The sequence below is a fragment of the Luteolibacter sp. Y139 genome, from assembly GCF_038066715.1.
Classification (GTDB): Bacteria; Verrucomicrobiota; Verrucomicrobiia; order Verrucomicrobiales; family Akkermansiaceae; genus Haloferula; species Haloferula soli.
Genome location: NZ_JBBUKT010000002.1, coordinates 282,700 through 295,891, shown reverse-complemented (window position 1 = coordinate 295,891; position 13,192 = coordinate 282,700). Strand labels below are relative to the sequence as shown.

Annotated in this window: 1 protein-coding gene; it reads left to right on the top strand. The window is 62.3% G+C overall.

Going from position 1 to position 13,192, the window contains the following annotated elements; all coding sequences use genetic code 11:
* Window positions 1-196: 196 nt before the first annotated feature.
* Window positions 197-13,165 carry a PKD domain-containing protein gene (locus WKV53_RS06180; RefSeq protein ID WP_341403488.1) on the top strand — a complete coding sequence of 4,323 codons (12,969 nt, stop codon included), beginning with the start codon at window positions 197-199 and terminating at the stop codon, window positions 13,163-13,165.
* Window positions 13,166-13,192: the final 27 nt, after the last annotated feature.

The window sequence follows — 13,192 nt, the reverse complement described above, 5'->3', positions numbered from 1 at the left end:
TCAAACAAACCGAGGAATCCACCATAGGGAATTCCAAATCTATTTTTCACAACAGAGATCTTGTCAGATGTAGCAACCCTCAATTATTGCGCTTTGCATGACGAACGTCCGCCCCCGGATCTCCTCCCTTCGTTCCTTCATAGCTGCGGCTTTTTCCTGCTCTATCCTTGCCTCCAGCGCCTCCGTGACTGACGCGGTGGTGTCAAAATCGCCACCGCAGCTCAACCAAGGCCGCGTCAAGGGCAGCGTCCGGGTGATGACAGGAGGAAATTTCAATATCAACTCCGGCCTGACCGTTGATGGATCACTGCTGATCCCGGGAACTCCTGAAATACGGATTAATGGCGGCGCAACTTCTCCCCCGGTTCAAGATAGCACGGGATCATCGCAGCCCTCGAACTACCGGTTGACTCTCAACAATGGGATCTCGCTCGGCGGCATCACGCGGCGGGTTGATGGCGAGCCGCTGCCTACAGCCGCCCCGCCTCTGGCCGGAACCGGGACCCGCGCCGTAAATATCAATCAGCAGGGCGAGAGTGCGGGCAATTTCGCGACCATCCGGACCCTGACCCTGAATGCCCAGGGAAGCTCCATCAACCTGCCGCCGGGACGTTACGAGCGCATCACCCTGAACGGAGCCAGCACTCTCGTGCTTCAGCCAGGATCCACCGCCTCCCCCGCCCTCTACGAGATCCAGCAACTCGATCTCAACAGCGGCTCCCACATCGATGTATCGGGGCCAACCGAACTGCGCCTGAAGAACTCCCTCAATGCCAACGGCTACCTCGGCCATCCCAGCCATCCCGAATGGCTCGCGTTGAGCATCTCCGCCGGCAGCTTCACGCTGAATAGCCAGAGCGCCTTCCACGGAAAACTCGTCGTCCCGACAGGGACTCTGACGGTGAATGGAAGCTCGTTGCTCCACGGCATGGCCTTCACCGACCGGCTCACGCTGAACGGCGGCGGCATCATCGAGTGCGAAGGCAGCGGCACCACACCGAACCTGCCACCCGTGGCCACGGCCACGGAGGCAACCACTCCCGTCGGTGCTTCCATCGCCATCCCCCTCATCGCCACCGACCCGGAAGGACAGGCTCTCTCCTACACCGTGACCACGCCGCCGGGTCATGGCACGGTCACGATCTCCGGAGCGACCGCCACCTACACTCCCAGCTTCAACTTCGTCGGCTCCGACATCTTTTACTTCAACGCCTCCGACGGCACCACCGACTCCGCCCCCGCCTCCGTCATCATCCACGTCTGGCAGCCAAATCGCCCCCCCTCGGCGGAAGATGCGACCTTCCTCCTCAATCAAGGCGAAGCGAATGCCCCGCTGACCCTCACCGCCACCGATCCGGACGGTGATGCCCTGACCTACCAGATCCTCAGCCAGCCGCAGCATGGCGCGCTCGGCGGATCAGCCCCGGCATTGACCTACGCCCACACCGGCCCCCGTTCGACGGCGGTCATAGAGGACACCTTCACCTTCCGGGTCATCGATACCCAAGGAGCCGCCTCCACGGTCGGGACCATCACCTTGCAACTCCAGCCGGCAAACCGCGCTCCCCAGGCAGCGGGCCTTGCAGTGACCACCTCGGAAGATCTGCCCGTTGCACTCTCTCTATCCGCGACCGATGCAGACGGAGACTCCCTCACCTACGCACTCCATCTTCCCCAGGGCTTTCCCGGCACCATCACCGGAACTGCACCGACGCTCGAATTCACTCCCTCCGCGAACTTCCACGGAACGACGGCCTTCACGTATGACGTGACGGATCCGTCCGGTGCCACCTCCTCGGCCCAAGTCGGCATCACTGTGACGCCGGTCAATGATCCACCGGTGATCGCCGCCGCGATCTCTGTCACGGGCATTGAAGACCAGCCGATCGCAATCCAGTTGGCCGCATCGGATATCGATGGTGATTCCTTGGCCTACACCTGGTCGGTGCCCGCAGGATTTCCGGGCACCTTGAGCGGTAGCGCGCCGTCTCTCGTGTTCACGCCCACACCGGATTTTTCGGGTACGGCATCCTTTGACTTCACCGCCACCGATCCCGCGGGCTTGGCCGCGACCTCGCAGGTCCAGATCGTCGTGCAAGCGGCAAATGACGCGCCCGTCGCCGGAAATGCCCGCGCCTCCACTCGCCAGGGAACGCCTCTCACCCTGCCACTCCCGGTGAGCGATGCCGATGGAGATCAGCTGACCTTCACCATCACCAGCTATCCGCTGCACGGCTCCATGGTCATTGCCGACGGCAAGGCCATCTACATGCCGAATGCCGGCTTCTCCGGTGTCGACCGCTTCCGCTACACGGCGCACGATATCGAGGCCGCGTCCGCTCCAGCTGACGTGATCATACGCGTCGCAGGCAATCCCACGGTAGCAGTGGTTTCGCCGGCATCGGGTGCCCGCATCACCGGCAGCCAGGCCATCACCGTCAAGGTAGAGGCATCGGACCCCGATAGCGATCTGTCGTTCGTCGAGCTCCTGCTTGATGGCACGCGTGTGGGCAGCGGCACTACCGGCACGCTACAGGTAGCATTGGAAAACCTTCCCGGCGGGCAACACACGCTCACCGCCACAGCCGTCGATGCCGACGGTGGCCGCACGGTATCACAGCCAGTGTCCTTCTCGGTGGAAAAGGTGAACCGCGCTCCAGTCGTCGCGGCAGGTGCGGATCGCGCCACCACCCTCGATTCACTGGGCCCGAACCTCATCGTCAATCCGGGCAATGAAGAAGCGCTCGTAAACGGAGCCATCCCCGGCTGGTCGGCCGTGGGCAGCGCCACTTGGGGTCAGGGCAAGGCGGACTCACGCAAGCGGGACTACTCGTTCACCACCGCGAACATCTATCCGGCTGCATCCGAGGGTGCCGTCTATTTCCAAGTGCCCGGCGACCAAACGGCGGAACTCTCCCAAGACATCGAGCTGACCGAAAGCCAGCGCTCTGCAGTCGCACTCGGCGCGGCACGCTTTGCCTTCGAAGCCCGCAGCTTCACTTATCAGCCCAAGCAACCGCTGCCGCAGGACTACACCGGCCGGCCATCCGCGGAAGTCCCCACCGGTGAACTGGATCGCCCTGAAGCGGTCGTCGAGTTTTACAACGCTTCCGGACAGTTGCTCGCATCGCACGCGGCAGCCGCGAGCCTCATCGGGGATCGCTGGTTGAAGTTCGGCACCGGTGCCTTGGTGCCCGCATCCACCACTCGCGCGCGCATCCGGCTCATCGCGACGAAGGCCGATACCAAGGACCAGTCGGCAGTGGTTTTCGTCGGAATGACTCCCGCGGACAAGAACGACGCACTATTCGATGCGGTATCGTTCCGCCTCGGCGCTCCAGCCGATGAATTCCTCAGCGCCGCAGTATCGGACGATGGGCTTCCCGCCGGAAGCACCTTGGTAAAGCTGTGGTCGCAGGTCTCCGGCCCCTCCGCCGTGATCGCCGAACCGGACAAGGCCACCACCTCGGTGAATTTCTCCGCACCGGGCGACTACGAATTCCGCATGGAGGCCGATGACAGCGAACTGGCATCGAGCGATACCGTCACGGTTCACGTCCAGCGCCCGATCCCGAACCTGCCACCGGTGGTCGCCGCCGGAGCCGACCTGACCACAGACTTCCAGAACAAGTCGATCGCGCTGTTAGGGACAGTGTCTGACGAAACCGCGACTGCCGATCTGGCGATTGGCTGGACCCAGGTTTCCGGACCGGGCAAGGTCTCGTTTGCAGATCCCCTGTCGGCATCCACCACGATCTCGGTGTCACTGCCGGGCACCTATGTCCTGAAGCTCGCAGCCTTCGACGGCGAATGGTCGAGTGAAGATCTCGTCGTCGTCGAGGCCACCGCGACAGCCCAACGTCGGCCGCTCGATCTCGTCCTGACCATGGACCACTCGGGCTCCATGTGGGCTCTCAAGAACGACGGCGATCCATCCCTCCCGATCACCAAGGCGCGTGAAGCCGCGGCCATGGTCCTTTCGAAACTCGATCCCGCCACCGACCGCGCCGCCATGCGCAAGTTCAATGGCCCCATGGTTACACCACTGACCTTTGACCTGACACTGGTGAAACAATCGCTCGTCCAATCCCGCGGCGAGCCCGGCACCGAAGGAAGCTTCCAGCCTTCTAACATCGATAACGGCATCCAGGGCGCACTCAATCACGTCCTCGCGACTCCGCGCAGCGGTGCCCCGGACCGCGTGATCCTCGTCTTCAATGACGGTGCTGGTCCTTACTCCGACGTGGCGGCAAAGGCAGCTCGTGCCGCCGGCGTGCGCGTGATCGTCGTCTCCTTCAGCAATGGCATTGACGCCATCGACGACGCAAACATGCGGCTCCAGGCATCCGCACCCGGCGACTTCATCTCCGCGGAAACACCAGCCGAAGCAGTCGTCCTCCTAAACAACCTTCTCGAGACCCTGCGGCTGCCCTTAAACTCGCCGCCACAGGTAAATGCGGGAACCGCCACCCGACTCTCTAACACCAGCGGACAGGCATTCCTCGACGGCACCTTCACCGACGACGGCGAACCCGGCCTCGTCGCTCCGGCGATCCTCTGGGAACAAGTCTCCGGCCCCGCCTCGGCCACCCTCAGCGATCCTCACAAGCTCGACCCGCGCGTCACCTTCACCACTGCCGGCGAGTATCGCTTCAAGCTGTCCGTGAGCGATGGCGAGCGCACCGGATCGGACACCGTGCTGGTTCAGGTCGATCATCCGGTCGGCCTGCCTGCCCCATCAGGCATCACGTCGTGGTGGCCCTTCGATGGCAATCTCCGCGACATGGTCGGCGGCCGTCACCTCTCCCGCTCCGGATTCTGGGATTCGCCGCGCTTCACCACCGGTGTGCTGAATGACGCAGTGCAGCTTCTCGACAGCCCGGACGTGCTTGCCGGCGGAACGGCGGGCGAGATCGGACTGAACTCATCGACGGGCTTCTCCATTGAACTCCGGTTCCGCGCCCGCTCCCTCACCGGCGGCTATCTCGTCTCCTTGTTCAATCCCGCCACCGGCGCCCTCAATGGCATCTCCTGGGGTCGCCCGGGTTCTACCTCATCCAGCGGCCAACTCTATTTCCTCTCTCCCCCTGCGACTGCGAACAGCGTCTACGGAGACGTCGCACTGACGACCACGGCGCTGACGACAAACGCCTGGCACCACGCAGTGCTGACCCACAATCGCTCTAACAACGAGACTTGGCTGTATCTCAACGGCCAAGGCCAACGCGTTTTCACCGCACCGTTTGGCCCCTTCTTTTCCACCGCCGGCCAGCTCACCATCGGAGGCATGCCAGCGACCCCGGGCTTCAGCCCGGCAACAGCGAAGGACGCCTACCGCCGCTTCGATGGCGATATCGATGACCTCGCCTTCTATGACCGCCCCCTCTCCATGGGAGAAGCAGGCCAGCTCTATCAGTCCTCATCCACCGGCAAGCAACCTCCGACGCTCGACCGCGCCCCTGTGGTCGACGCGGGCATCGACCTCCGCGTGAGTAATTTGGCGGCATCGCTCAATGGCTTGGTTTCGGACGACACGACCGATGTGAAGAGCGCCTGGTCACAGGTGTCGGGGCCGGGCACGGCCACCTTCGCCGATGCCTCATCGCCGGATACCACGGTCACCTTCAGCGTGGCGGGCATCTACACACTCAAGCTCACGGCCACCGACGCCACCACCTCGGCGAGCGATCTCATGCAGGTCCATGCCGGCCTGCCGACTGCCACCGCAGCACCGGATGGGTTGGTCGCATGGATGCCAGGCAACCGTCACCCGGTGGATGTCATCACCGGCCGCACCGGCATCTGGAGCGGCACCGAACTCTACGCCCCCGTGAAAGCAGGCGATGGCTTCCAGTTCGGAGGCAGCGTCTCTCGTGTGCGCTATCTGCCACCGGCCGTTGCTCCCGCTGATAGCGGCCGCGGCTTCTCCATCGAGACGTGGATGAGCTTGCCGACGCCGCTCGCGCCAGCAGGCGCCAACGTCCTTTCCTTCCAAAACGTATCCGGCATCAATGTCCACCGCCTGCAGCTCGCGGAATTCACGCTGCCTTCCGGAGCCAAGGAAGCGGGCTTCTTCTGGCGGACCAGCAGTCCCGCCTTTGGAGCCGTCAATGACATCCAAGTCCGCCCGCTGCCACTGGGCCGTCCCTTCCATCTCGCGCTGACCTACGATCCCGTCACGCTTCGAAAGAAGGCCTTCATCGATGGCGTGCTGGTTACCGACTCCACCGCACCCGCAGGAACCGTCCATCACTTCGACAAGGAGTGCTTCGTCGGCAGCTTCCCGGGTGAAACGCCGGTCTTCCCCGGTCAGGTGGATGAGCTTTCGCTCTACAATGTCGCACTGACCCAGCCGCAGATCCTCGCCATTGTCCAAGCGGGAGATAGCGGGAAATACCTCGCCCCGCCTGCCGCCGACCCACGGGTCGACGCAGGACCTGACGTCGCGCTCGCGCCCGGCGAGTCCCACACCTTCGCGCCCGCCATCGATACAGCTGCCTTCTCGGGCGGTTCCCTGACCACCACATGGACCAAGGTCTCCGGACCGGGATCCGTGGCCTTCAATCAAGCCTCGCGTCCGGATGCCATCATTACCGTTTCGCAGGCGGGACGCCACGTCGTGCGCCTCACGGTGACGAATGGCACCACCACCGTCTCCGACGAAGTCACCATTGATGTCGTCACGCTTCCGAATGCAGCACCGGTCATCACATCACTCCCTGCCAGCGTTTCACTCCAGCTTCCCGCAGGTCAGGCCGACTTCGCACCGCAAGTCACCGACGACGGACGTCCGACCGGCCTATTAGAACACCGCTGGATTGTGCTCGATGGCCCGGCCCCAGTGACCTTCACGCCAACCAGCGGCATGGGCACACAGGCCACCTTCACGACGGCCGGCGACTACACCCTCGTGCTGGAGGTCTCGGACGGCCTCGCCACCACACGCCGCGAGATCCCCGTACAGGTCGCTGCCGCGCCGCTGCCCCCGACACCGAACCAAGCCCCCGTCGTTTCAGCAGGCACCGACTTCGAAGCCAACGCCGCGAGCTTCTCCCTCGAAGGAACCGTCACCGACGACGGCAAGCCCTCTGCCCAGCCAGTAATCCAGGCTTGGTCGCTGGTGAGCGGCCCGGGAGATGTGGTCTTCGCCAGTCCGTCGGCCCTGTCCACCGCTGTCACTGTGGACATTCCCGGCACCTATCGCCTGCGATTGTCCGCATCGGACGGCGAACTCGTAGGCTTCGACGATGTGATCGTCATCGTTCCGGCGACCGCCACCGGATTCCCTAACAAGACACCCCGCGTCGCCCTGCCATCCTTCCTTGCCGGTAACCTGCCGAACCTGAATGCAACACTGCAACCAGCCGTGGAAGATGACGGTCGCTCCGGCAGCCCGCTGACCTATGCATGGGTCCAACTCGATGGCCCCGTTGCCGCGGAGATCGCCACGCCAACAGAAGCCACTACCTCGATCCACTTCACCGTGGAAGGCGAGTACCTATTCGAACTCGTCGTCTCCGATGGCGAATTCAGCGCCGTCGCCCGGACCACCATCCAGGTGAATCCCTCGAACAACCACGCACCCGTGGTCACGATGACGCCGGCCGCTCCCGCGCGTCCCTACGATCAAGCCACACTTGCTGCCACGGTGAGCGACGATGGCAATCCATCGAACAATCTCACCTACCACTGGAACCAGATCGCCGGCCCGGAGGAAGTCGTCATCGCAAATCCGCATGCCTTGGAAACGCCGGTCACCTTCGGCGCAGGCGGTTCCTATCTTTTCGAGCTGCTGGTATCCGATGGCCAGCTCTCCACACGTGAAACCGTCGTCTGGGACGTCATCGGCGTGCCGGACGTCCGGGTGATCTCCCCCGAGGCAGACGCATTGTTGCCTGCCAGCACCCTGATGACTCTGCAGGGCCGCGCCCAGATCGATGGTGGGACCATCACCTCGTTGTCTTTCGAAGTGGACGGCGTGGTGCTCGGCCAAGGTGACCAAATTCCCGTTACCGTCGATTGGACTCTTACCGTGCCATCACTGGCTCCCGGCGAGCATACCATTGTCGCTCGCACCACTTCTTCCGACGGCCAGCAGGCAGCTTCGACACCGCAACTGTTCACGGTGGGCGAGCAACGCGTCGATGATTTCCTCGTGGAGATCGCCTCTCCCGGCGACGGCGACTCAATCACCGGACCCGTCGAGGTTTCGGGCACGGTCCAGGCTCGCCGCCTCACATCGTGGACGCTGACCCTAACACCCACCGTCCCCGAAGGAGCGCCAGTCACCGGCACATCGGTCGTCATCGCCAGCGGCACCCAGCCGGTGAATCAAGAAGTGCTCGGCTCGATCGATCCGACGCTGATGCTGAATGGCGTCTATACCCTGAAGCTCTCGGCCACCACCCAATTCGGCTCCACTTCCAGCGACTCGATCCCCATCCTCTTCGAAGGCAACCGCAAGATCGGTCATTTCTCTCTCGCCTTCGAAGACCTCTCCATCCCCGTCGGCGGCGTTCCGCTCACCGTCACTCGCACCTATGACAGCCGCGACTCCGGAGCCGGCGACTTCGGTCCCGGCTGGAGCGTCGGCTTCAGCTCCGTGAAGGTGCGCAAGGCCGGTCGCCTTGGCGAAGGCTGGGAGCAAGACCAGACCATCTCCGGCATCACGCCCATCTACTCGGTCTTCCCCACCACCAAGAAGCGCGTCGTCGTCACCTTCCCCGGAGGAAAGACCGAGACATTCGAGCCCGTCTTCCGTGCCTCGTCCCCGCTGTCCGAAGATCAGCAGAACTACCAGAAGTTCGCCGAAATCTCCGAAGGCACCATCGTCTTCAAGGCCATCAATGGCTCGGAAGGAACCCTGCAAGTCGAAGGAGATCCCTCCGTAATCTGGAATGGCCCCGTCCCCGGCCATGGCACGGTCATCGACTTCACCTTTGGGCCGATTGATCCAAAGCGTTTCCGCTACACCGCAGCGGATGGCACCGCTTACGTCATCGATGAAATCCAAGGCCTGGTCTCGCTCGAAGACCCGAATGGAAACACGCTCACGATCAATCGCAGCGGACTCGTTCATTCCTCCGGCGAGAGCGTCCTCTTCACTCGCAATGGTACCGGTCGCATCACCGAAGTGACCGACCCCGCCGGAGAAAAGATCCTCTACGGCTACGATACCGCAGGCCGCCTCCAATCGGTCACGGACCGCACCGGTGAAGTGACGTCCTTCCACTACGAGGACACGGCCTTCCCGAATTACCTCACTCGAATCACCGACCCCCGCGGCGTGGATGCCATCCGCACCGAGTTCGACGATGACGGCCGCATGGTCCGCCAGATCGATGCCGCGGGCAATGCCGTCGAATTCGAACACGACCTCGCCGACAACCGCGAGATCATCCGCGACCGCCTCGGCAACGTCACCATCCACGAATACGACGATCGCGGAAACATCCTCAAGACCACGGATGCCCTCGATGGCGTGACGTCCTACACCTACGACGCGAACGACAACGAGACCTCCGTCGCCAGCCCTCTCGGCTTGGTCACCAGCCGCACCTACGACTCGAACAACAACCTGCTCACCGAGACTGATCCGGCAGGCCATGCCTCGACCTATACCTACGATGCCAAGCGCCGTCCGCTAACCAGCGCCGACGCGCTCGGCCACACGACCAGCCTCGAATACGATGGCGTCGGTAATCTGATCCACATGACCGACCCGGGGAATGCGGTCACCACCATCCACTACGATGGCAATGGAAACGTCTCCGGTGTGGTGGACGCCACCGGCCGCGGTAATGGATCCACCTATGATTCCAAGGGACGCGAAATCTCGGACAGCGATGGCAATCACTTCGTCTACGATGCCGCCGGTAACCGGACCCAAACGTTCCGCTATCGCGATGGCCACCCAAATGAGCAGATCATCACGACCTACGAGTATGATACCGCAGGCCGCTTGACCCGCACCATCCTGCCGGGTGGCTCGACTTCGGAGACGGTCTACAATGCCATCGGCAAACCGGCAAAAACCATCGACGCCGCGGGCCGCGAAACGGTCTACGTCTACGATGCGCTCGGCCATTTGGTGAGCACCACCTACCCGGATGGCACCGTCACTTCCGCAGCCTACGACATCGAAGGCCGCCAGACCGCCACCACGGATGCCGCCGGGGTGACCACTTACACGCTCTACGATGCCCTTGGCCGCGCCACCACGACCATCCTGCCGGATGCCACGATGCCCCCGACCATCCTCTCGGAAGTCGCCGATATCGCCGCAGCACCCGCACTGGCGGACAATCCACGCCGCACCACCACCTACGATGCCGATGGCCGCGTAGTCGCCAGCACCGACGAGAACGGACAAGCAACCACCTTCGAATACGATGACGCCGGTCGCCGCACCGCCGTCGTCAATGCCCTCGGCCAACGCACGACCACCACCTACGACGACGCCGGACGACAAACCTCGGTCACCGACGCGAAAGGGATCACCACCGGCTTCGAATACGATGCCGCAGGACGCCTGACCCGCACGAATTTCGCGGACAGCACCTACACGCAGACCACTTACGACGCCGCTGGCCGCCGTATCCTTGCAACCGACCAAGCCGGCAACACCACCGAATACGGCTACACCGACCGCGGGCAACTGAACTACGTGATCGATGCCGAAGGCTTCTACACCGAGTATGAATATGACTCGCAGAGCCGCCAGATCGGCCAATCGACTCCCCTCGCCTACACCCAGTATCGCTACGACGACCTCGGCCGCCGCATCGCCCGGATCATGCCGGATGGGCATCAGGAGCACTTCGGCTACGACACGCTCGGCCGCCTCGTCCAGCATCAGGACTTCAATGGCCACGTCACCACCCGCGAGTATGACTCACTCAATGACCACCTCCTTGCGGTCATTGCCGATGCCAATCATCCCTCGCTGGCACTCGACCACGCTCCCGCGCGTCACGAGTTCAGCTACGATGTCCTCGGCCGCCGGACCAATGCCACGGTGAAGAACGCAGCCGGCACCGTCCTCCACACGGACTCGTGGTCCTACGACCTCCAGTCGCGTCCTCTCGTCCAAGCCTCCACCACCGGCACCCTCCGCTATGCATGGGACGCCACCGGCACCTTGGCCGGCGTCAAGTCGGATACCCCCGGCGGCTACGACCTGTCCTATGACTACGATGAACTCGGCCGCCTCACCACCGTCCATGAAGGACAGGAAGGCGTCGATCCCGCTGCCCGGGCGATCGCCGGCTACGCCTACGACGCCAATGGCAATCTCGCCGGCACCAGCTACCTGAATCAGGTCACCCACGCCTACGCCTACAATTCCCTCAATCGTCTGACCAATCTCTCCATCGATCGCCAGCCCGGCGGCAGCGGTGCCGTGGCCGCTCCATTGCAGGGCTACACCTACACGCTGAATGCCGCCGGTCACCGCACCGGCATCTCGGAACTCGGCGGACGCACCGTGGTCAATACCTTCGATAGGCTCTATCGCCTCGTCCACGAGGATATCAGCCATACCGAAGGCGAAAACGTCGACACCCCCTTGGGAACCATCGGCTATACCTACGACCCCGTGGGCAACCGCCAGATCCGCTACCCCATGGACCGGAACTGGGTCGCCGGACGCTCCATCTCCTCCCTCGTTCCCGAACAATATCGCGAAGGCGCCTACAACGAGCGCGACCAATACATCGGCGATAGCTACGACGCCAATGGCAACACCACCGTCAGCGACACCAAGGGACCTAACGGATGGCCGGTCTCCGCGACCGACCTCTACAGCTTCGACAACCGTCTCATCCGCCGCACCCGCGGCGATGGCCTGGCCGTCGACATCCTCTACAACACCGACGGAGACCGCGTCGCCAAGTGGGTCAAGCAGGACAACCTGAACCTGAGCATCACCCGCTATCTCGTCGATCGCGCCAATCCCACCGGCTACTCCCAAGTCGTCGAGGAAAAGGACGGCACCGGCCAACTGACCGCTTGCTACCTCTACGGCCACGACCTCATCGCCTTCGACAACTGGATCACCCGCGTCAGCGGCATACCACAACGCCTCACCACCCCCGAGCGCCGCTGGTACCAATACGACGGCCTCGGCAGCGTCCGCGGCCTCAGCAATGACGACGGAACCCTCGTCGAAGAATACACCTACGAAGCCTTCGGCACCCTGATTGGCCTCCGCCAACTCGACCCAACCTCCGGCCAGCTAGTCCCCCAAGACCCCCTCGCCCTCGAGAACCGAACCGCCAACCGCTACCTCTTCACCGGCGAACAATGGGACTCGGACCTAGGAATGTACTTCCTCCGCGCCCGCTACCTCAACCCCGACACCGGACGCTTCCACACCGAGGATCTCTACGAAGGTTCGCAAACTGAACCTCTAAGTCTCCACAAATATCTCTACACACATGCGGATCCCATAAATGGAATTGATCCCAGTGGTCACATGCTAGTTGACATATCGGCCGCGCAGTCTTCTCAGACTATGCTGGGCCGGTTGGATTCGATGCGCGTCCGACTTCACGGCTTCGCATTGCAAGGACAGATTCAAGCAATAAGAATACTATTACATGGACGATATCTAATGTTCATGATGGCAATAAACATGCCCACTTGGCTAGACAAGCTTGAGAAGGCAAACAATATCGTGACAATTGGGACGGGCGGGCTTTTGATTCTTTCAGAAACAATGGAACGAATGGCGGCAAGCTCTGCGAATTCCGGATCAATTCCACCCTATCCAATTCAAGATCGCGGAAGAGGCGGTGAGGCTGCAGCGGGTGCAAATCTTGGCGGAAACGTCAGCAGAATCGATCACTATGATAGAAATTCCAACATTGGCGTGCAGGTTTTCACTAGTTCTGGGTCAACCGAGGCCTCGATTCTCTCTGGTATCCGTTCCAAATTGGGAAGCTTGCGAGATGCTGAGCAGGGCGCAATCTACGGAACCACCTCCGATGGCGAATCATTCCGCCTGAAGGAAGCAACGATGCCATCAGGTTCGATTGGCCTCTTGGTTCAGGTAGACATTGCCACTGCGAGCGTGGTGCAGTCCTCAGGATTCTCTCAAAGGCTTAGTGAATTGTCGCGTGAGTTTGGGCGACTAATTCGGATTGCACCCGTTCGCCTAAGGTAATTTATGAGCAACGTGAAAGGATTCGAC